Here is a 22,102-nt window from a genome sequence, read left to right as displayed (position 1 = left end):
AAAAAATCACTTTCCATTTTAGACTAACTGAATTCAGGGATGCCTCTATGTACCTGAAAACCGTTAGTCCAAAATGGAAAGTAAAAATGTATAATTTTTATCTTATTTTTGAAAAAAACATATGATGAGAGAAAGAGAAAGAGAAAGAGAAAGAGAAAGAGAAAGAGTTGCTTTAAAATACCAAGCAATTTTAAAAAAATTAGCTGCAGAAAGGCAAAATAAAGGCATCAATCAGTTTTCTATGGCACGATCTTTAGGGTTAACAGAAAGTGGCTATTTTAAAGTAGAAAAAGGAAAAACAAAGTTAGATGTAGAAAGACTACTACACATGTTAAACACTTTAGACATTCCTTTAAAAGATTTTTTTAAAGATATGGAATAGTTTAAAACAAAAAAACCCAAAACAATATGTTTTGGGTTTTTTGTTTTAAATTAAAAGATTGCTTCGTACCTCGAAATGACTTATGTTTTTAAATAGAAGCTTTCATTAATTCTCTGTTCATTCTTGCAATGTTGTCTAAAGAAATTCCTTTAGGGCATTCTACCTCACAAGCACCTGTATTTGTACAGTTACCAAAGCCTTCTAAATCCATTTGTGCTACCATATTTTGTACACGGTCTGCAGCTTCTACTTGTCCTTGTGGCAATAATGCATATTGAGATACTTTTGCACCCACAAATAACATTGCAGAACTATTTTTACAAGTTGCTACACAAGCACCACAACCAATACAAGTTGCTGCATCCATAGCTGTATCTGCTGCTTCTTTAGCAATAGGTATTGAATTTGCATCTTGTGTGTTTCCTGAGGTGTTTACAGAAATATAACCCCCTGCGTGCTGTATTCTATCAAAAGCAGATCTATCTACTACTAAATCTTTAACTACAGGAAATGCTGCTGCTCTAAAAGGTTCTATAGTAATTGTATCTCCATCTTTAAACATACGCATATGTAATTGGCATGTTGTAATGCCTCTATCTGGTCCATGTGCTTCTCCGTTAATGTACATAGAGCACATTCCGCAAATACCTTCTCTACAATCATGATCAAAAGCTACAGGTTCTTCACCAGAATTTACTAACTGCTCATTTAGCACATCCATCATTTCTAAAAAAGACATATGTTCTGAAATTTCGGTTACTTTATAATCTACCATTTGACCCTTTGAACTAGCGTCTTTCTGTCTCCAAATTTTAAGTGTTAAATTCATTTTTTTTAGTTTTTGGTTTTTAGTTGTTTGTTGTTAGTTTTTGTTTCCAGAAACCAACAACCATCAACCATCAACTATATTATTTATAACTTCTTTCTTTTACTTCTATGTTTTCGTACTCTAAAGCTTCTTTATGCAATACTGCATCTTTTGGCTCTCCTTTATACTCCCAAGCAGACACAAATTGGAATTCTTTTAGCCTTTTTGCTTCTCCTTCTGGTGTTTGATGTTCTTCTCTAAAATGTCCTCCTGCAGATTCTTCTCTAACTAAGGCATCTTTTGCAAACAATTCTCCTAGTTCAAGAAAATCTGCTACTCTTCCTGCTTTTGCTAGCTGCTCATTAAATTCGTTTGCTTCTCCAGGAACGTTAACATTTTTCCAAAAATCTTTTCTAAGTTCTGAAATTTCTTCAATTGCTTCTTTTAAACCCTCTGCATTTCTAGACATACCACATTTATCCCACATAATCTTACCTAGTTTTTTGTGGTAAGAATCTACAGATTTTGTTCCCTTATTATTGATAAAGAAATTGATATTTTCTTTTACTGATTTTTCAGCTTCATCAAATTCTGGAGTATCTGTAGGAATTTTTCCTGTTCTAATATCATCTGCTAAATAATCTCCAATCGTATATGGTAACACAAAATAACCATCTGCTAAACCTTGCATTAAAGCAGATGCGCCTAATCTATTAGCTCCATGATCAGAGAAATTTGCTTCTCCAATTGCATAACAACCAGGAATTGTAGTCATCAAGTTATAATCAACCCAAACACCACCCATTGTATAGTGTACCGCAGGATAAATCATCATTGGTGTTTCGTACGGGTTTTCATCTACAATTTTCTCGTACATCTGAAATAGGTTACCGTATTTTGCTTTTACGATTGCTTTACCTAGTTCTTTAATTTTTGCATCAGATGCATTTTTTATATTTTTTACTTTTGCTTGCTCTGTACCATATCTTACAATAGCCGCAGCAAAATCTAAATACACAGCTTCTCCTGTTGCATTTACACCATAACCAGCATCACAACGTTCTTTTGCAGCTCTAGATGCTACATCACGTGGTACTAAGTTACCAAATGCAGGGTAACGTCTTTCTAAATAGTAATCTCTTTCGTCTTCAGATAAATCTGTAGGTCTTTTCTTTCCTTCTCTAATTAATTTTACGTCGTCTAAATTCTTTGGAACCCAAATTCGCCCATCATTACGTAAAGATTCAGACATTAAGGTTAATTTAGATTGATAATCTCCTGAACGTGGGATACAAGTTGGGTGAATTTGCGTATAACAAGGGTTTGCGAAATACGCGCCTTTTTTATGAATTTTCCATCCTGCAGTTACGTTAGAACCCATTGCATTGGTAGATAAGAAATATACGTTACCATAACCCCCAGAAGCTATAACAACTGCATGTGCAGAATGTCTTTCAATTTCTCCTGTTACTAAATTACGTGCTATTATTCCTCTTGCTTTTCCATCAACAACAACGACGTCTAACATTTCATGTCTGTTAAACATTTCTATTTTACCACGTGCTATTTGTCTATTCATTGCAGAGTAAGCACCTAATAATAATTGCTGACCTGTTTGCCCTTTTGCGTAAAACGTTCTAGAAACTAAAACACCACCAAAAGAACGGTTGTCTAACAAACCACCATAATCACGTGCAAAAGGTACACCTTGCGCTACACATTGGTCTATAATATTTGCAGAAACCTCTGCTAATCTGTATACGTTTGCTTCACGAGATCTATAATCTCCACCTTTTACAGTATCATAAAATAATCTATAGGTAGAGTCTCCATCTCCTTGATAGTTTTTTGCTGCGTTTATACCACCTTGTGCTGCAATTGAATGCGCTCTACGTGGAGAATCTTGATAAGCAAATGCTTTTACATTGTAGCCTAATTCTGCTAGAGTAGCAGAAGCAGAACCACCTGCTAAACCTGTACCAACTACAATAATATCTATATGGCGTTTGTTGGCAGGGTTAACCAAGTTAATTTTATTTTTATAATCTGTCCATTTATCTTTAAGTGGACCTTGAGGTACTTTTGAATCTAAAGCCATAGTTTAATAAGATTAATGGTTAAAGTGATGATAAAGTGCAATGAAAATAAATCCTAAAGGCACTATAATTGAATATACGATTCCTAATTTCTCTAATTTTTTTCTTAGAGAAGCAGCTCCAATTGATTGGAAAGCAGAAGTAAAACCATGAGCTAAATGCAATCCTAAGAATACAAATGCTAAAACATAAGCACCCACTCTTAAAGGATTTACAAATTTATGCACTAATTCTTCGTGGTAACGCAATCCTTCAACTCCTTTCATGGTTCCAGACCAATCGCCTTGAATAAATTTTGTGTTAATTTCTGGGAACCAAAAATCAATAAAATGTAAGAGAATAAAAGCAAGAATAGTTATTCCGCTTAAAATCATATTTCTACTAAACCAAGTAGAATTTGCAGCACCGTTGTTTTTTGCATATCCAGCACCATTTGCTTTTCTATTTTTTAGTTCTAAAATAAAGCCCATTACAAAGTGAAAAACCACTGCAAAAATTAATACAGGCTGCAATGCAAATTGTACTACCGGGTTGGTACCCATAAAGTGTGATACTTCATTAAATAATTCTGGACTAAAAACCGATAAAATATTAATGGCTAAATGCTGTAAGAGGAAGAACATTAGAAACAGTGCTGATAGCGCCATTGCTACCTTTCTTCCAATTGAAGATTTAAAAAATCCGCTCATTGTATATTTAAATTAAAATTGTTCAAACAAAAATACAACGAAACAGCCTGCTTTACAAAGAATTTAAAATGTTTTCACGTGTATTTAGAATTGTTTTAAATAACCTTTTCACCTGACGTTAAAAATAACCATTTGTATTTTTTTGATGTTGCTTTTCGGCTCTCAAATGAAATTTACAATTCTATAACCGCAAATAATGCCTTTTATTAAATTGGCTTTGGGGTTTAGATTTGCCTCTTCAAAAAAAGTTTTAAAAGTAACTTTTCTATCTATAAAATCTTGAAGTTTTTCTTGATTAAAACCTGTGAGATTTGAGTTGTTTTATTTTATTTCATACTCACTTTCTGCAGCACCAATTTTTACGGTATATTTTCCTTTTGGAAGATAATAAACACCATTTTTGGCTTTGTTGATAGTTACTTTTTTATTCTTTTTCTCAAAAGCTCTTTTTCCTGTTTTAGAGAAAGAAACATCAAATTTTACTGCATTATAACCTTTTGTAGCATCTATATTTAAAGTGTTTACCTTTACATCATCATTAAAAATAGAAACTGTAACTTTTTGATTTGATTTTACATAAAAAGGAATCGTAATTTCTGGTGTGTAAGCATCTCTCCATTGACTCCAAGAACGCCCCCAATTTCTATTTTTTCTAATGTTATTTGTTGCAAATATATGTGTTGATTTTGCTAAAACTGCCTCAGTCATTTCTTGTAAGCTGGCAATATTGGTTTTGTATAAACTTCTACCATGTGTGCCTACAATTAAATCTTTTGCCGTAGGTTGTATTACCAAATCATGTACTGCTACATTGGGTAAATTGTTTGCAAATGCTTCCCAAGAATTTCCTTGATGAAAAGACACATACAAGCCATTATCTGTACCTACATACAATAGATTTTCGTTTTTTGGATCTTCTTTAATTACGTTTACGGGTGATGCTGGCATGTTACTACTAATGTTTTTCCAGGTTTGACCAAAATCGTTAGACATGTATATATAGGTTGTAAAATCATCAAACCTGTAACCATTTAAAGTTGCATATACACGTTCTTTTTTATGTGCTGATGCAATTACTCTAGAAACCCATAAATTTTGTGGTAAATTATTAGAAATTCGCGTCCAACTTCCCCCTCCATTTTTGGTTACATTGATGTATCCATCATCTGAACCTACATAAATTAACCCAAATTGAAATGGGCTCTCTGAAATTGTGGTTAGAGTTCCATAAGCCACATTTCCTTTTTTACCTCCTGTGGTTAAGTCGTCAGAAATGGTTTCCCAATCATCGCCTTTGTTTAAAGATCTGTGTAATTTATTGCCTCCTAAATATAAAATATCTTGGTTGTGTTTTGATAAGTGAATAGGTGTTTGCCAATTAAACCTGTATGGTGTTTCGCCTAAAGTATGTTTGGGTTGAATGTATTCGTTTTTACCTGTTTCTCTATTAATCCTATAATAGTTTCCAAACTGATATCCTGTATATACAATATTTGGGTTTCTGTCATCAACTTGCACTTGCATACCATCTCCTCCCATAATAGATTTGTATGGGTTTTGCCCTTTTTGATACCAACTTTTATCCATTTTTGCATTGTTGTCTGCAACCCAAACACCATTGTCTTGCAAACCCCCATAAACTTTATAATTTTTCTGATTATCTGCATACACTGAGTAAAATTGACCAACAGCTGGGTCATTTAATTTTAACCAATTTTCACCATCATCGTAAGAAAGATTTAAACCACCATCATTACCGTTTAAAATATGACCCGGTTTTTTGGGGTTTATCCATAAAGCTTGATGGTCTGAATGTACATTTTCTTTACTGATAGAGGTAAATGTTTTTCCTCCATCTTTAGATTTAATGATGGGAACACCTAAAACGTAAATGGCATTTTGGTCTTGTAAATCGACTCTAATTTCACCAAAATAATACCCATAAGAACTGTACACACCATCTAAATAATCTTTGTGTGTTTTTTTCCAAGACAACCCACCATTTGTAGTTTTAAAAACCTCTGCACCAATAACCTGTGTGTCAAATAACATGGCATTTGCATCTTCTAAATAACTAGCTAAATCAACAGGTTTTACAGTACCAACACGTACCATTTGTTTTACATTTTCTGCGCGGTATTTTTCTTGAAAACCATTGTTTTTTAAATAGATGTTTAGTTTTTTATCTGATAGATTTAAAAAATCTGCCTTAGACATGGTTTTAAAATCTTCTTTTGCTAAAGTTTCTGAAGGTTTTTTACTTTTGTCTTTAGGCCTTCTAAATTGACTGTCGTGCAAAGCATACACTGTATTTTTATTAAAGACCGCTAAACCAATTCTACCTACACCATCTCCTATTGGAAACCCTGAATTATCGCTAACTTTTGACCAACTGTTTCCTGCATCTGTACTTTTATAAATTGCAGAGTTATTTCCATCACCATCAAAATTCCATGCTTTACGTTCTCTTTCCCAAGATGCTGCATACATAATATTAAAATCTTCTGGCGCAGCAGCCACATCTATAATACCTGTATCGTTGTTAATAAATAGCGTTTTTGTCCATGTTTTACCAGCATCTATAGTTTTAAAAATACCTCTTTCTTGGTTGGGTGAGTACAAATGACCAATAACACCCACAACAACTTCGTTTGCATTATTTGGGTTGATTAGAATTCTACTAATGTGATGCGAATCTGGCAAACCAACATTTGTCCATGTTTTTCCTTTATCTGTAGATTTTAACATTCCAATACCTGCGTATGAAGAACGCGATGAATTCTTTTCTCCTGTACCTACCCAAATGGTTCCTGAGTTCCAATCTACAGCAATATCACCAATATTTTGTGTTGGCGAGTTGTCTAAAACTGGCGTAAAAGTAGTTCCATTATTATTCGTGTACCACAAACCACCTGAAGCGTAACCAACATAAAATTCTGTGGTATTTTCTGGATTTACAGCAACATCTGCTACACGTCCGCTCATTACAGTTGGGCCAATATTGGTAAACGCAATATTTTTAACCATCGATGTATTCATCATCTTGGTTTTTTGTTCTAAAGAATTTTGAATAACTGTTGAATTTGTTGGTATTTGCGCCAATAATGATGCTGAAAAACAGAGAGTTAAAAGGTTAAAAAAAGTTTTCATAATAAAGTACATTTGAATTTTGAGATGATGAATTTACCACTTGTAAAATCATTATCAAAAAAATTAACATCTTTTAAATTTTTTATTGATTTGTTTTTTGACAAGTAAAAGCTTTTAATTTTTGCAATTTGCTTCTAAGTATGCCTTTTGCGTTAGGGATTGAACGATTTGTTTGAGTTCTTTTTGAGGAACGAAAAAAAGCGAGTAGTGAAAGCCCGTTAAAACGCCCCAAAAAAAGAATGAAAATTTTAAATTATACCTATAAATTTTGCAAGATTTTGCAGGTAAATTTACTTCAAGTTTAAAGAACGTATCTTTGTAGCAGAAATAGTTACTTAAATGCTATTTTTTAAAAATTATATATGACATTTAAAGATTTAGGTTTATCCAAAAACATTTTAAAAGCAGTTGAAGAAAAAGGATATACAAAACCATCTCCCATTCAAGAAAAAGCAATTCCACATATTTTAGAAGGCAAAGATATTTTAGCTTCTGCACAAACAGGAACAGGTAAAACTGCAGGTTTTACGTTGCCTGTTTTACACTATTTATCGGAAACAAAACACCCAAAATACAGGCCTTTACGTGCCTTGGTTTTAACACCTACAAGAGAATTGGCTGCACAAGTTTACGAGAACGTTAGAGAGTATAGTAAGTATTTAAACATATATTCTGCTGTTGTTTTTGGGGGTGTAAAGCCAGCAAAACAAATAGCAACTTTAAAAAGAGGTGTAGATATTTTAGTGGCAACACCTGGTAGATTATTAGATTTACATAACCAAAAAGCTGTGTCTTTTAAACGTGTAGATGTATTAATTTTAGATGAAGCAGATAGAATGTTAGACATGGGGTTTGTTAGAGATATTAACAAAATAATCAGTTTTATGCCTGCAAAAAGGCAAAACCTTCTGTTCTCTGCTACTTTTTCTAATGATATAAAAAAATTAGCTGCTGGTATTTTAAAAAATCCTGTATCTGTAGAAACTGCACCACAGAATTCGACTGCAAAAAAGGTTACTCACAAAGTATACAAGGTTGATAAAAAACGAAAAACTGAGTTGGCTATTAAATTGATAAAAGATAATAATTGGTCTCAAGTTTTAATGTTTACAAGAACGAAACATGGTGCTAATAAGTTAACTGAAAAGCTAATGAAAGCAGGTATTTCTGCTGCTGCTATACATGGTAATAAAAGCCAAGGGGCCAGAACAAAAGCGCTGAAAAATTTTAAGGAAAATACAATTAAAATTTTGGTGGCTACAGACATTGCTGCTCGTGGTTTAGATATTCCTTTATTACCACACGTTATTAATTACGAATTGCCAAATGTACCCGAAGATTATGTGCATAGAATTGGTAGAACTGGTAGAGCAGGTGCAGCTGGAGAGGCTATTTCTTTTGTGTGTAGTGAAGAAACTGAATACCAAAACGAAATAGAAAAACTTTTACAAGAAAAATTAAAATCTACCATTTTAGAAGGTTTTGAGCCTACAGATACTGCACCACCTAAAAGAGCCGCAACACAAAGCAAAAAGTCTTTTGGTAAAAAGAAAAAAACAACAAACTCCAATAGAAAATCAGGTACTGAAACTAGTTCTGCATCAAAAAGAAAACCAAAAAGAAAACCACATTTTAAAGAAAATAAAGCTGCTGGAGCTACTTCTGGTAGAGGTAGAACTGGAGCGCCAAAAAAAAGAAGATAGCCCCCTTTTATCCCCCAAAGGGGAAAATTAGTTTTTTTGTAGAATTTTTTTCATACGATATGTCACGCTGTAAGCGTCTCACACATTGTTTTGTCACTTTTGGTTGAAACGTTTACAGCGTGACAAAGTGCTTGTTATACATTTCGTATTTCATGTTGGTGTTTAGATTTCTTACCTTTGAGTTTTAAAGAATATTCAATATGAAATACCATCAAATAAACTCCCAATTATTTATAAAAAACCGTAAAAATTTTGCTTCTAAAATGAAGCCAAATAGTATTGCTGTTTTTAATTCTAATGATATTTATCCGATTTCTGCAGATAGCACAATGCCTTTTCAACAACACAGAGATATTTTTTATTTAAGTGGAGTAGATCAAGAAGAAAGTGTTTTAATGCTGTTTCCAGATTGCCCTAATGAAAATTTACGTGAAATTTTATTTTTAACAGAAACAAATGCACATATTGCTGTATGGGAAGGCGAAAAATTAACCAAAGAGGCCGCTACAAAAACGAGTGGTGTACAAACCATTTATTGGTTGCAAGACCTAGAAAAAGTCTTGTTTGAAATGGCGTCTTACGCAGATACTTTTTACATAAACACCAACGAACATTACAGAGCAAATGTAGCAACTGAAACTCGTGAAGATCGATTTACAAAATGGTTGTTGGCTAAACACCCTGCACATTCTGTAGCAAAAAGCAATCCTATTTTACAACGCTTACGTTCTGTAAAAGACCAAATTGAATTAGATTTAATGCAACAAGCCTGTAACATCACAGAAAAAGGGTTTAGACGAATTTTAGACTTTATAAAACCTGGTGTTTGGGAATTTGAAATTGAAGCAGAGTTATTACATGAATTTGTAAGAAATAGATCTAAAGGTTTTGCTTACACACCTATAATTGCCTCTGGAAACAATGCCAATGTTTTGCATTATACAGAGAACAATCAGCAATGTAAAGCTGGCGATTTAATTTTGTTTGATACTGCCGCAGAGTATGCAAATTACTCAAGTGATTTGTCTAGAACGGTACCTGTGTCTGGTAAATTTACAGACAGACAAAAAGCTGTTTACAATGCTGTTAATCAAGTTAAAAAAGAAGCTACAAAATTATTAGTTCCTGGTACAATTTGGAAAGAATATCATGTAGAAGTTGGTAAATTGATGACATCAGAATTATTAAAACTAGGTTTAATAGACAAAGCTGATGTGCAAAATGAAGATAAAAACTGGCCTGCTTACAAAAAGTATTTTATGCATGGTACAAGTCACCATATTGGCTTAGATACACATGATTATGGCTTATTACACGAGCCAATGCAAGCAAATAATGTATTTACTGTAGAACCTGGTATTTATATTCCAGAAGAAGGTTTTGGTATTCGTTTAGAAGATGATGTTGTGATTCAAGAACAAGGAGATCCTATTAATTTAATGCAAAATATACCTATTGAAGCAGATGAAATTGAGGATATTATGAACCCATAATAAACTCACTTTTTTTTATGCTAAAGATTCAATAAATTTAATAGTTTCTGTATTAAACGTTTCTGGCTGTTCTACATTTACAACATGCCCACATTTATCAACTATAAATAAAGAAGATGTAACATGTTTAGCAACTATATTTTTTATTGAAGGTAAAAACAAATGATCTTCTGCGCCCATTACATATAAAGTAGGTATTTTAATATCTTTTGTTCTAAAAAAACGTAATAACGGGTTTATCTCTGAAGTTAATTTAAACCATCTTATAAACTCTTTTTGGTAAAGTTTTTTAGCTTCATTTACAAATAACGATCTCGATTTTTTATGATTTCTTTTTGGCATAATAATAAATGCAAAAAACTTATACAATAGCATGTATGGTACCACCGATTTAAAAATTACACCGAGTTTCATTAGTATTTGAGAACGAATATTTAATTTAATAATGGCACCTCCCATGATCATACTTTGCACTAATTCTGGTTTTTTTTCTGCCAAATTACGTATCAAAATAGTTCCTAAAGAGATACCTATAAAATGCGATTTTTCAATCTTTAAATGCTCTATAACCTCAACAATATCATTGGTAATCGAATCAAAAGTATATTTAGGGTTAAAGGTATCTTTTAAAGATGGCTTGCTATTTCCATGACCTCGTAAATCTAAAATCAACACGTTAAAATGCTTTTTAAAATCGCGCACTTGTTTAAACCAAATAGAACTGCTACCTCCTGCTCCATGAACAAAAGTTACCCATTCTTTAGAAGTTGCATGCGGATATGTATAGTAGTTTAACAAATGTTTCTTCAAAATTATATAAGCAAAAATAAACTTTTTTATTTTAAAAAAGTTCGTTGCTTTTCAGTTATAAATCTCATTTAAAATGTTTGATTGGATACAAAATTTGGCAGATTGGTTTGTTTATGATGTTCTTAATTTAACCAAAGAACAACATTTAGCAGAAGCGCTTAATTTTTTTATTTATGATACTACAAAGATTCTTATTCTACTCTTTGTAGTGATCTTTTTTATGGGAATTGTAAATAGTTATTTCCCAGTTGATAAAGTTAAAAATTACCTTTCTAGAAATAAATTATATGGTTTAGAATATCTAATGGCGAGTCTTTTTGGAGTGGTTACCCCATTTTGCTCTTGTTCATCAGTACCCTTATTTATTGGGTTTGTAAGAGGAGGAATTCCTTTAGGTGTTACTTTTGCTTTTTTAATTACATCTCCTTTGGTAAATGAGGTGGCTATTGGTCTTTTTATAGGATTGTTTGGTTTAAAAACAACCTTAATTTACGTGGTAAGTGGCGTTCTTTTAGGGTCGATTTCTGGAATTATTCTTCAAAAATTAAAATTAGAACGTTTTTTAACTCCTTGGGTAAAAAAGGTTTTAGAAAATGCACAAAGAAATCAGGATATTTTTAAAGCAGAAAATAAAAAATTTACAGCGCGTTTATCCATTATTTGGGATGAAGTTGTAAAAATTTAAAAGGTATTATTCCTTATATTTTAGTAGGGATTGCTATTGGTGGTTTAATGCATGGTTATATTCCAGAAGGATTTTTTGAAAAATATTTAGACAAAAACAATTTATTTGCAGTACCTATTGCAACTATTTTAGCAGTGCCTATGTATTCTAATGCCTCAGGAATTTTGCCAACTGTACAAGTTTTAGTAGCAAAAGGAATTCCTTTAGGAACTGCAATTGCTTTTATGATGGGTGTTTTAGGGCTTTCTTTACCAGAAGCAATGCTTTTAAAAAAAGTGATGACTTTAAAATTAATAACTATCTTTTTTGGTGTGGTAACCCTATGTATTATCCTTTCTGGATATTTGTTTAATCTTATTTTATAAAACAAGCCAAAGCCACCAAAAAAACTTAAAAAAGTAGCGCCTAATTGCCTGAAATTTATGTGCATAAACTTTATAAAGTTTCAGTTCTAAAAGCATTTTCTATAAAGATTGCAGAAAAAAGAGAAGCAATAGAATAAGTGCACCGTAAATAAAAAATAAGCAATCTAAATTTCTTTTATTTTGTTTATAAATTGATGGATTTAGAGATGAAAATATACATATTTTTGTATGATGCAAAAAACCATCACTTTTAAAAATGCAAAAATTTCCTTTTCAGACGTCGGAAAAGGAACTGCTGTGGTTTTAATCCATGGTTTTTTAGAAAATTCCACAATGTGGAATACCATAAAACCGAAACTTTCAAAAAGAAACAGGATTGTTACTATAGATTTGTTAGGCCATGGAAAAAGCGATTGTTTGGGTTATGTACATACTATAGAGCTGTTTTCTGAGGCTGTAGAAGTTGTTTTAAAACACCTAAAACTTAGAAAATATATTTTGGTTGGGCATTCTTTAGGAGGCTATGTTAGTTTGCAACTAGCCAAAAATAATCCTTCTAAAATAAAGGGGTTGTGCTTATTAAATTCAACCTCTAATGAAGATTCTGAAGAACGTAAAAAACTACGTTTTAGAGCTAACAAAATGATACAAAGTAACTTTACCAATATGGTTAGAATGTCTTTTGTGAATTTATTTAGCGAAGCAAATAGAAAAACATTTAAAACAGAAATAAATGTCGCTTTGCAGGAAGCCTTACAAACGCCAATACAAGGTTATATGGCTGCTAACGAAGGTATGCGAATTCGTAAAAATAGCAGTGCAGTTTTGGTTGAAAACAGTTTTAAAAAATTAATTATTACTGGAAAAAAAGACCCAGTTTTAGACTTAGAAACCTCTTTACAAGAGGCTAAAAAAACCAATACTAAAATTGTGGTTTTAAATGGTGGGCACATGAGCCATATTGAAAACATAGAGGAATTAATTACCGCTTTAAAGGCATTTATAAAATTCTGTTAAGGTTTTTATTAAAAACCCAATATTGTAACTTACAATAACTTTAGCTGTAAGAAAAAGTGACGTATAAAAATGAATTAGAAAATTTTATATGTAGATGAATTGCCTTCTCCGTTTGATGTAAGCACTTTAAAAAATGTTCCGTATCTATATAATCAAACAAATCTTTTAAAAACTTACTCCTCTTTCATTCCATTCCAACCTTGGGCTTTTAGCTCAATTTCTTGGTTGGCTCTTGTTACTAGTTGTAAGCCTTGATTTTCTTCTGTAATATGCCCAATAATAGAAAAATTAGGATTGCCTTTTATTTTATCAAAATCGGCAATAGGCACAGTAAATAACAATTCGTAATCTTCACCTCCACTTAAAGCAACCATGGTAGAATCTAATTCAAACTCTTCACAAGTAGAGATTACTTGTGGATCTAAAGGTAATTTGTCTTCATAGACCTTACAACCTACTTTACTTTGTGTACAAATATGAAAAAGTTCTGATGAAATTCCGTCGGAAACATCAATCATAGCAGTAGGTTTTACATCTAACTCTTTTAACAAACCAGCTACATCTTTACGTGCTTCTGGTTTTAATTGACGCTCAATTAAATAGGTATATTTATCTAAATCTGGTTGATTATTTGGGTCTACCTTAAAAACTTGCTTTTCTCTTTCTAACACCTGCAAACCTAAATAAGCTGCACCAACATCACCAGAAACCACAATTAAATCGGTTACTTTAGCACCATTTCTATAAACAACATTGTCTTTTTCGGCTTTTCCAATAGCGGTTACAGAAAGTAACATTCCTTTGGTAGAAGAGGTGGTGTCTCCACCAATTAAATCTACTTTATAAGTGTCACAAGCTAACTGAATACCTGCATATAATTCTTCAATAGCTTCTAAAGGAAATCTATTAGAAACAGCAATAGAAACCATAATCTGTTCTGCAGCTCCATTCATCGCATATACATCAGATAAATTAACTATCACAGCCTTATACCCTAAATGTTTTAAGGGCATATAACTTAAATCAAAATGCACACCTTCTATTAACAAATCTGTAGTTACCAAAGTTTGTTTGTCTGAAGTCGCTAAAACTGCAGCATCGTCTCCTATTCCTTTTACAGAAGAGGCCTGATTGATTTTAAAATACTTTGTAATATGGTTAATTAAGCCAAACTCACCAAGTTTAGCTAAAGAGGTTTTGCTTTGATTTTTATCTTCTAACATTTTGCAAAGATAGTTACATTTTAAAAAGCTACTAAACACTTTAACACTGTTATTTAAATAATTTAACCATTAAATAGTATTTTTGAGAAATGTAAAAGTTTATGCGATGAAAAAAATTACATTTTTACTCTTTTTTTTAGCCTTTTTAACTGCTGCTCAAACACCTTGTGTTAATGGTTTTGCAGACATATATCCTTGTAATAATTACGATTTACTTTCTCATATTTCTTTGAATACTCTGGCAGGAAATGGTACAGAAGGAAATGATAGTTGGGGTTGGACAGATCCAAATACCCAAAAAGAATATGCTTTAATGGGCATAAACAAAGGGGTTGTTTTTATAGATATTACAAATCCTTTAACTCCAATTATTTTAGGTACTCTTAAAACAAGTACAGTAAATAGTTCTTGGAGAGATATAAAAGTATATAAAGATTATGCATTTATTGTAAGTGAAGCACTTAACCATGGAATGCAAGTTTTTGATTTAAAACGATTAAGAACGGTTACAACTCCTCCTGAAGAATTTAGTGCAGATGTACATTTTACAGAATTTGGAAGTGCTCATAATATCGTAATTAATGAAGAAAGTGGTTATGCTTATATAGTTGGTGCAAGTAGAAGCTCTACTTATATAGGCGGCCCAATATTTATAAATATTCAAGATCCTTTAAATCCTATATCAGAAGGTGGTTTTGCTGCAGGTGGTTATTCTCATGATGCGCAAGTTGTAACTTATAACGGACCTGATAATGATTATACTGGAAAAGAAATTCTTATTGGTAGTAATGAAAATGAAGTTGTAATTGCAGATGTTTCTGATAAAAATAATCCGAAAGTAATCGCTACAATAAGCTATACCAATGTTAGATATGCTCATCAAGGTTGGTTTACAGAAGATTTTAAATATTTTATTTTAGGTGATGAATTAGATGAACTTAGAGTAGGAAACAATACAAGAACCATTGTTTTTGATTTTACAGATTTAGACAATCCTTTATATCATTTCGATTATGTTGGAAGTAATGCAGCCATAGATCATAACGGATACGTAAAAAACAATATTTATTACCTTGCAAGTTATACAGCAGGTGTTAGAATGATAGATGTTTCTGATGCTACAAACAAAAACTTCACTGAAGTAGGTTATTTTGACACCTATCCTAATAATAACAACACAGCATTTAATGGAGTTTGGAACGTATATCCTTATTTTCCTAGTGGAAATATTATTATTAGTGATATTGATGACGGTTTTTTTGTGATCAGAAAAAGCGGAACTCTTGGATTAGAAAATCAACAACTCAAAAATTCATTTTCTTTATATCCAAATCCAGTATCCGAAAAAGTAACCATCAGAATGGCTAATAATAAAACGATTAATAGTGTTCGCGTTTTTTCAATATTAGGTAAAAAAGTAGTTGATTTAAACACAATAAACCAATCAGAATACGTTTTAAATACAACCCATTTAAATAAAGGAATATACCTTGTAAAGGTTAATAGTACTCTTATTAAAAAATTAGTTGTTAACTAAACGTATCCATTTTTTCATGAAAAATATCTGTTACATAGTAAGTTTTATTTTTTTATGTAATTGCTCTAAAATGGAGGTTATAGACCCTTTAATCATAATTGAAAACACCGCAGAAACAATTACAGCAGAAACTTATGGAGGTTCAAAAAATGATGTCACTCAATCAATCGTAAAAACCAATGATGGTGGCTACGCAATACTTGGCTATACTCAAAGTAATGATGAAGATATTACCACCAAAAATAATGAAGGTTTTGATTTTTGGGTGATGAAATTCTCATCAAAAGATATTTTAATTTGGAGCAAAACCTTTGGAGGTTCAGATGATGATAGAGGAGCAGATATTATTACCACAAATGATGGCGGTTTTGCCCTTTTAGGGTATAGTAAAAGTTCTGATGGAAATGTAACTTCAAATGCAGGCTCACAAGATTTTTGGTTGATAAAAATCTCTGCTGATGGAAACCTTTCTTGGCAAAAAAACTTTGGTTATCCTGGAGCAGATTACGGTACAACTTTACTTCAAACCGATGATAATGGATATTTAATTACGGGTGTTTTAGACGTTACAGCTTCGGGAGGAGAAGGAAATTCAAAATCAACTCAAAGACATGCAGGTGGTGATATCTGGGCTATAAAACTTAACGTTTCTGGAGATTTAGAATGGAGTAAATACTATGGAGGTTCTTTTACAGAAACCCCTTTTGGTGTTGTAAAAACTGAAGATAATAGTTTTATTATTGCTGGTTCTTCAGATAGTAATGATGTAGATATTACCAATAATAAAGGAAGTTATGACTTTTGGATTTTAAAAATTTCTAATGACGGAACTTTACTTTGGGAAAAAAATTATGGAGGCTCAGAAATTGATGAGCCAAGAGGAATAACAGCAACAAATGACGGCAATTTTATGATTGTTGGCGATACAAGAAGTTCTGATAAAGATATTACAAATAATAATGGAGCTGCAGATTTATGGATGCTAAAAATAAATGCTGATGGAGGTTTAATTTGGCAAAAAACAATTGGCGCTACTAGTTTTGATGTGGCTCGATCAATTTCTAAAACACAAGACAACGGGTTTGTAATTTCTGGAAGTTCACGAAGTTCTGATGCAGGTTTTACCAATAAAGGACAAAACGATGCTTGGGTTCTAAAAGTAAATGCATTAGGAGAAATAGAGTGGCAAAAACTTGTAGGTGGTTCTAAAATTGATTTTCTATATGACGCTGTAGAACTCAACAATAAAAACATAATTGCAGTAGGAGAAAGTAGTAGTTCTAATGGAGATATTCCAGAAAATAAAGGTTTTACAGATGCATTAATCATCAACATAAAATAAAAAAATGAAAAAAATTATAGGTTTCATATTCATTATTGTAATCACTTTTAGTGGTTGTAAAGCAGAATTAAATTGCTGTGAAAATATAAAAACCGTTAATGTTACCCTAAATTTTACGCATAATTGGGACGGTGTTCCTGTAACATCATCAGATTTTAAAATATTTAAATTCATTAATAAAAATGGAGAATCAATAAGTATTGAGCGCCTAAGATATGTGGTTTCTAATATTAATATTGGTGATTTAAATAATAATTATCAATTAATAAATGTTGGTGATAACACTGGGTTAGAAATCGAATTTAATCAAGTTCCTTTAGGAAATCAACAATTAAAATTTACTTTCGGTTTTTCTGATACAGACAATACAGATGGCATTTATCAAGATTTAAATTCGGTAAACTTTAATGTTCCAGAAATGTTAGGTGGTGGCTATCATTACATGCAATTTGATGGGAAGTATTTAGACACAAACAATCAGGAATCTGGTTTTAACTATCACGCAATTAGAGCTGTAGATAGAACAGACCCCAATAATTTAAAATTCGAAGACACTTCTTTTGAGGTAGATTTAGGGGCTATCGACTTAAAAGAAAATACAACCATAGAAATTAACGTAAACCTAGCAGAGTGGTTTAAAAACCCCAATACATGGAATTTAAACCAACTAAATACGGTTTTAATGCCCAATTTTGAAGCCCAGAAATTAATGAGTGCCAACGGAAAATCGGTTTTTTCTTTAGGAAAAGTAGGTTCGTAAAAAACATCTCGGTACAAAATTCTTGAAAAAAGAATTTCACTCGATGTGGCATAATAATTATTGGTTGTTAGTTCGATTGAATTTTCGAAGTATAAAAAAATTTGTATCGAGAACTATTAAATTATGAGAAAAAAATATCTGTTTTTATGTACATTTCTCCTTCTGATGAATTGCGCATCAAAAGAAGATGAAATGTATTCGCCTGTTCCATACAAGTTAGAAATACCAACTCTTTTTGCAAATAAATTAATTGCACCAATAATACCTGTAGACAACCCATTAACAAAAGAAGGTGTTGCTTTGGGTAAAAAGTTGTTTTTCGATAAAATACTCTCTGGTAATGATGCCCAGTCTTGCGCAAGTTGTCATCAACCACAAAACGCATTTTCAGATAATCAGCAGTTTAGTTTAGGCATTGATAAAAAATTAGGAACCAGAAATGCCATGCCTTTATTTAATTTAGCCTGGAATTTCGACGAACTTTTTAATTGGGATGGAAAAGAATTCAGCCTAGAAAATCAAGCTTTTGAGCCTGTTACAAATCCTATAGAAATGCACGAAAGTTGGATAAATGTTGTTCAAAAATTAGAAAATCATCCAGAATATCCAGCGTTATTTTTACAAGCTTTTGGTAGCTCAAACATAGATTCAACTCTAGTAACCAAAGCTATTGCACAATTTGAAAGAACGTTAATTTCTGGCAATAGTAAGTTTGATAAATACTTATTAGGAGAAGCAACGTTAACTACTGAAGAAGAAAATGGTTTCAATATTTTTATGGACGAAGCTAAGGGAGATTGTTTTCATTGCCATGGAAGCAACAACAATCCCCTTTGGACAGATAACAAATTTCATAACAATGGTTTAGATACCAATTTTACAGATCTAGGTTTGGGTGCAGTTACTGGAGACCCAAATGACAATGGTAAATTCAAATCGCCATCTATTAGAAATTTAGCTTACACAGCCCCATATATGCATGATGGTAGATTTGCTACTTTAGAAGAGGTAATCAATCACTACTCAGAAGGTTTGCAAAGATCGTCAACTATAGATCCTTTAATGAAAAAAGTAAATCAAGGTGGTGTAGGGTTATCTCCAAAAGAAAAAGCAGATTTAAAAGCTTTTTTACTTACACTTTCTGACCCTTCTTTTCTCAACAATCCTAGTTTTAAAGAATAATCAATAAAACCAATAACAACATCGTTTTTGATAATGAAAGTTCTGTGTTTTTCTACGACTTATATTGTATATTTGCACTCAATTTAGATTTAATCTATTTAAAATTATGATAAAAGTTTCAGACACGGCAAAGAAAAAAGTCATAGAACTTATGGAAGATGATGGCTTTGACGCAACTAAAGACTATGTTAGAGTTGGCGTAAAAAGTGGTGGTTGTTCAGGTTTATCTTACGATCTAACTTTTGATAACAAAAAAGGTGAAGACGATAAAATTTTTGAAGAAAACAACGTAAGGCTTATTGTAGATAAAAAAAGCTTTTTATATTTAGTAGGCACCACTTTAGAATATTCTGGAGGTTTAAACGGAAAAGGTTTTGTATTTAACAACCCAAATGCCAATAGAACCTGTGGTTGTGGGGAATCTTTTAGTTTGTAAAAGCCCTTCCTAACCTTCCCAAAGGGAAGGAATTTAAAAATTGAAATAGAATTATGAGTAAGTACACAGAAGAACAACTAGAAGAAGAATTAAAAACACAAGAATATAAATACGGTTTTTATACAGATATAGAAAGCGATACATTTCCTATTGGTTTAAATGAAGATGTTGTGAGAGCAATTTCTAAAAAGAAAAACGAACCAGAATGGATGACTGAATGGCGTTTGGAAGCTTTTAGAGTTTGGGAACAAATGGAAGAACCAGAATGGGCAAATGTACATTATGAAAAACCAAAATTTCAAGATATTGCCTATTACTCTGCACCCAAAAAGAAACCTAAATTAAACTCTTTAGATGAGGTAGATCCAGAATTGTTAGACACCTTTAAGCGTTTAGGAATTTCTATAGACGAACAAAAAAAATTAGCCAATGTTGCTGTAGACATTGTTATGGATTCAGTTTCTGTAGCTACTACGTTTAAGAAAACACTAGCAGAGAAAGGGATTATCTTTATGCCAATTTCTGAGGCAATACAAGAATATCCAGAATTGGTAAAAAAATATTTAGGTACAGTAGTACCAACTACAGACAATTTTTATGCAGCATTAAACTCGGCTGTTTTTTCTGATGGCTCTTTCTGTTACATTCCAAAAGGCGTTAAATGTCCGATGGAATTATCTACTTATTTTAGAATAAACGAAGGTGGAACAGGACAGTTTGAAAGAACTTTAGTGGTAGCAGATAAAGGAAGTTATGTTTCCTATTTAGAAGGGTGTACAGCTCCAATGCGTGATGAAAATCAATTACATGCCGCAGTTGTAGAATTAATAGCCTTAGATGATGCAGAAATAAAATATTCTACAGTACAAAACTGGTATCCAGGAAACAAAGAAGGTAAAGGTGGTGTGTACAATTTTGTAACTAAAAGAGGTTTGTGCGAAAACAATGCAAAAATTTCTTGGACACAAGTAGAAACAGGTTCTGCTGTTACCTGGAAATATCCTTCTTGTATTTTAAAAGGAAACAATTCTGTAGGCGAGTTTTACTCAATTGCAGTAACCAACAACCATCAACAAGCAGATACTGGTACCAAAATGATTCATTTAGGTAAAAACACTAGGTCTACCATTATATCTAAAGGTATTTCTGCAGGACAATCTCAAAACAGTTATAGAGGGTTGGTTCAAATAAATTCTAGAGCAGAAAATGCCCGTAATTTTTCACAATGTGATTCTTTATTGATGGGAAATGCCTGTGGTGCACACACATTTCCATACATAGAAGCAAAAAATAAATCTGCACAAATAGAACACGAAGCAACCACCAGTAAAATTGGTGAAGACCAATTATTTTACTGCAACCAACGTGGAATTGATACAGAAAAAGCAATTGCTTTAATTGTAAACGGTTTTAGTAAAGAAGTATTAAACAAATTACCAATGGAGTTTGCTGTAGAAGCACAAAAATTATTAGAAATCAGTTTAGAAGGTTCTGTAGGATAAAAAATTAAAATTTATATCTGTTTAATTGTTTAACCGTTAAATCGTTTAAATAGTTAAAATTAAAAATACCATTACACACATAAACATTTACACGATTACACATAAATACCATGTTAAAAATAGAAAATTTAAAAGCAGAAATAGACGGAAAAGCAATCTTAAAAGGATTGAATATAGAAGTAAAAGCTGGTGAAGTACATGCAATTATGGGACCAAATGGTGCTGGAAAAAGTACGTTGGCTAACGTTATTGCTGGTAAAGAAGAATATGAAGTTACAGAAGGTTCTATAGAACTAAATGAAGAAGATATTAGCGAGCTTGCTCCAGAAGAAAGAGCACATAATGGTGTGTTTTTATCGTTTCAATACCCAGTAGAAATACCTGGTGTTTCTGTAACTAACTTTATAAAAACGGCTATTAACGAAACTAGAAAAGCAAAAGGATTAGAAGACATGCCAGCAAAAGACATGTTAAAAATGATTCGCGAAAAATCTGAATTATTAGAAATAGATCGTAAATTTTTAGGTCGTTCTTTAAACGAAGGATTTTCTGGTGGAGAGAAAAAACGTAACGAAATCTTTCAAATGGCCATGTTAGAACCAAAATTAGCCATTTTAGATGAAACAGATTCTGGTTTAGATATAGATGCTTTACGTATTGTTGCCAACGGTGTTAACAAACTAAAATCTAAAGATAATGCAGTAATTGTAATTACACATTACCAGCGTTTGTTAGATTATATTGTACCAGATTTTGTACATGTTTTACACGATGGAAAAATAGTAAAAACAGGAGACGCTTCTTTAGCTTTAGAATTAGAAGCAAAAGGGTATGATTGGATTAAAGAATTAGCGTAACTAATTCTTATTCAAAATTTAATATTTAAGGTTGTAAAACTTTGAATAAAAAAATTTAAACTTTG

At 32.0% G+C, this 22,102-nt stretch carries 19 protein-coding genes and 1 pseudogene; 13 read left to right on the top strand and 7 right to left on the bottom strand.

The genetic code is table 11. The features are described from left to right. Window positions 1-121 precede the first annotated feature (121 nt). On the top strand, window positions 122-382 hold the full coding sequence (locus AC2D6T_RS01845; RefSeq protein ID WP_347186888.1) for a helix-turn-helix domain-containing protein: 261 nt from the start codon (window positions 122-124) through the stop codon (window positions 380-382). Window positions 383-470: 88 nt separating this feature from the next. Here AC2D6T_RS01845 and AC2D6T_RS01840 read toward each other — a convergent pair whose 3' ends face one another. The 5 genes and pseudogenes from AC2D6T_RS01840 to AC2D6T_RS01820 form a co-directional block, all read right to left on the bottom strand. After that, complete coding sequence (locus AC2D6T_RS01840) at window positions 471-1,211, bottom strand: succinate dehydrogenase/fumarate reductase iron-sulfur subunit (protein WP_298949025.1); 741 nt, start codon at window positions 1,209-1,211, stop codon at window positions 471-473. A 79-nt stretch (window positions 1,212-1,290) separates the two neighbouring features. Beyond that, a complete protein-coding gene (locus AC2D6T_RS01835; protein WP_298949028.1) occupies window positions 1,291-3,288 on the bottom strand; it encodes a fumarate reductase/succinate dehydrogenase flavoprotein subunit in 1,998 nt (665 codons plus the stop codon). Between the two features lie 12 nt (window positions 3,289-3,300). Then, window positions 3,301-3,975: a succinate dehydrogenase cytochrome b subunit gene (locus AC2D6T_RS01830; protein WP_347186886.1), complete on the bottom strand. Its 675-nt coding sequence runs from the start codon at window positions 3,973-3,975 to the stop codon at window positions 3,301-3,303. Between the two features lie 162 nt (window positions 3,976-4,137). Beyond that, a pseudogene (locus AC2D6T_RS01825) lies at window positions 4,138-4,272 on the bottom strand (DUF2200 family protein); the annotation flags it as partial. A 24-nt stretch (window positions 4,273-4,296) separates the two neighbouring features. Beyond that, window positions 4,297-7,125, bottom strand: coding sequence for a WD40/YVTN/BNR-like repeat-containing protein (locus tag AC2D6T_RS01820; protein WP_484680263.1), 2,829 nt, complete (start codon window positions 7,123-7,125; stop codon window positions 4,297-4,299). Between the two features lie 362 nt (window positions 7,126-7,487). On the opposite strand from AC2D6T_RS01820, the gene AC2D6T_RS01815 reads away from it, so the two are divergent. Continuing rightward, complete coding sequence (locus AC2D6T_RS01815) at window positions 7,488-8,828, top strand: DEAD/DEAH box helicase (protein ID WP_484680262.1); 1,341 nt, start codon at window positions 7,488-7,490, stop codon at window positions 8,826-8,828. Window positions 8,829-9,028: 200 nt separating this feature from the next. After that, window positions 9,029-10,321, top strand: coding sequence for an aminopeptidase P family protein (locus AC2D6T_RS01810; RefSeq protein ID WP_484680261.1), 1,293 nt, complete (start codon window positions 9,029-9,031; stop codon window positions 10,319-10,321). Between the two features lie 15 nt (window positions 10,322-10,336). On the opposite strand, the gene AC2D6T_RS01805 is transcribed toward AC2D6T_RS01810, so the two are convergent. Continuing rightward, complete coding sequence (locus tag AC2D6T_RS01805; protein ID WP_298949160.1) at window positions 10,337-11,119, bottom strand: alpha/beta fold hydrolase; 783 nt, start codon at window positions 11,117-11,119, stop codon at window positions 10,337-10,339. Between the two features lie 85 nt (window positions 11,120-11,204). Here AC2D6T_RS01805 and AC2D6T_RS01800 point away from each other — a divergent pair, with 85 nt between their 5' ends. The 3 genes from AC2D6T_RS01800 (at window position 11,205) to AC2D6T_RS01790 (ending at window position 13,198) form a co-directional block, all read left to right on the top strand. Next, window positions 11,205-11,816 (top strand): permease, encoded by a 612-nt coding sequence (locus tag AC2D6T_RS01800; protein WP_484680260.1) that lies wholly within the window; start codon window positions 11,205-11,207, stop codon window positions 11,814-11,816. Between the two features lie 47 nt (window positions 11,817-11,863). Next, window positions 11,864-12,181 carry a permease gene (locus AC2D6T_RS01795; protein ID WP_484680259.1) on the top strand — a complete coding sequence of 106 codons (318 nt, stop codon included), beginning with the start codon at window positions 11,864-11,866 and terminating at the stop codon, window positions 12,179-12,181. A 228-nt stretch (window positions 12,182-12,409) separates the two neighbouring features. Further along, window positions 12,410-13,198: an alpha/beta fold hydrolase gene (locus tag AC2D6T_RS01790; RefSeq protein ID WP_484680258.1), complete on the top strand. Its 789-nt coding sequence runs from the start codon at window positions 12,410-12,412 to the stop codon at window positions 13,196-13,198. 173 nt (window positions 13,199-13,371) lie between these two features. Here AC2D6T_RS01790 and thiL read toward each other — a convergent pair whose 3' ends face one another. Next, a complete protein-coding gene (gene thiL / locus AC2D6T_RS01785) occupies window positions 13,372-14,421 on the bottom strand; it encodes a thiamine-phosphate kinase (RefSeq protein WP_484680257.1) in 1,050 nt (349 codons plus the stop codon). 106 nt (window positions 14,422-14,527) lie between these two features. Between thiL and AC2D6T_RS01780 the strand changes: the two genes are divergently transcribed. The 7 genes from AC2D6T_RS01780 (at window position 14,528) to sufC (ending at window position 22,037) form a co-directional block, all read left to right on the top strand. Continuing rightward, window positions 14,528-15,958 (top strand): choice-of-anchor B family protein, encoded by a 1,431-nt coding sequence (locus AC2D6T_RS01780; RefSeq protein WP_484680256.1) that lies wholly within the window; start codon window positions 14,528-14,530, stop codon window positions 15,956-15,958. Window positions 15,959-16,028: 70 nt separating this feature from the next. Next, window positions 16,029-17,300, top strand: coding sequence for a hypothetical protein (locus AC2D6T_RS01775; protein WP_484680255.1), 1,272 nt, complete (start codon window positions 16,029-16,031; stop codon window positions 17,298-17,300). A gap of 4 nt (window positions 17,301-17,304) precedes the next feature. After that, entirely contained in the window at window positions 17,305-18,060 is a 756-nt protein-coding gene (locus tag AC2D6T_RS01770; RefSeq protein ID WP_484680254.1) for an MbnP family protein, read from the top strand. Window positions 18,061-18,225: 165 nt separating this feature from the next. Then, complete coding sequence (locus AC2D6T_RS01765; protein WP_484680253.1) at window positions 18,226-19,242, top strand: cytochrome-c peroxidase; 1,017 nt, start codon at window positions 18,226-18,228, stop codon at window positions 19,240-19,242. A gap of 106 nt (window positions 19,243-19,348) precedes the next feature. Further along, the gene (locus AC2D6T_RS01760; RefSeq protein WP_298949055.1) at window positions 19,349-19,678 is read left to right on the top strand and encodes a HesB/IscA family protein; all 330 of its coding nucleotides are present in this window, start codon (window positions 19,349-19,351) and stop codon (window positions 19,676-19,678) included. Window positions 19,679-19,731: 53 nt separating this feature from the next. Further along, window positions 19,732-21,180, top strand: coding sequence for a Fe-S cluster assembly protein SufB (sufB, locus tag AC2D6T_RS01755; RefSeq protein WP_484680252.1), 1,449 nt, complete (start codon window positions 19,732-19,734; stop codon window positions 21,178-21,180). 110 nt (window positions 21,181-21,290) lie between these two features. Next, a complete protein-coding gene (sufC, locus tag AC2D6T_RS01750) occupies window positions 21,291-22,037 on the top strand; it encodes a Fe-S cluster assembly ATPase SufC (RefSeq protein WP_347186553.1) in 747 nt (248 codons plus the stop codon). Window positions 22,038-22,102 lie beyond the last annotated feature (65 nt).

The organism is Polaribacter sp. YIW18, assembly GCF_057219325.1.
The sequence above is the reverse complement of the archived record's forward strand: the minus strand, read 5'-3'. Positions and strand labels throughout refer to the sequence as shown.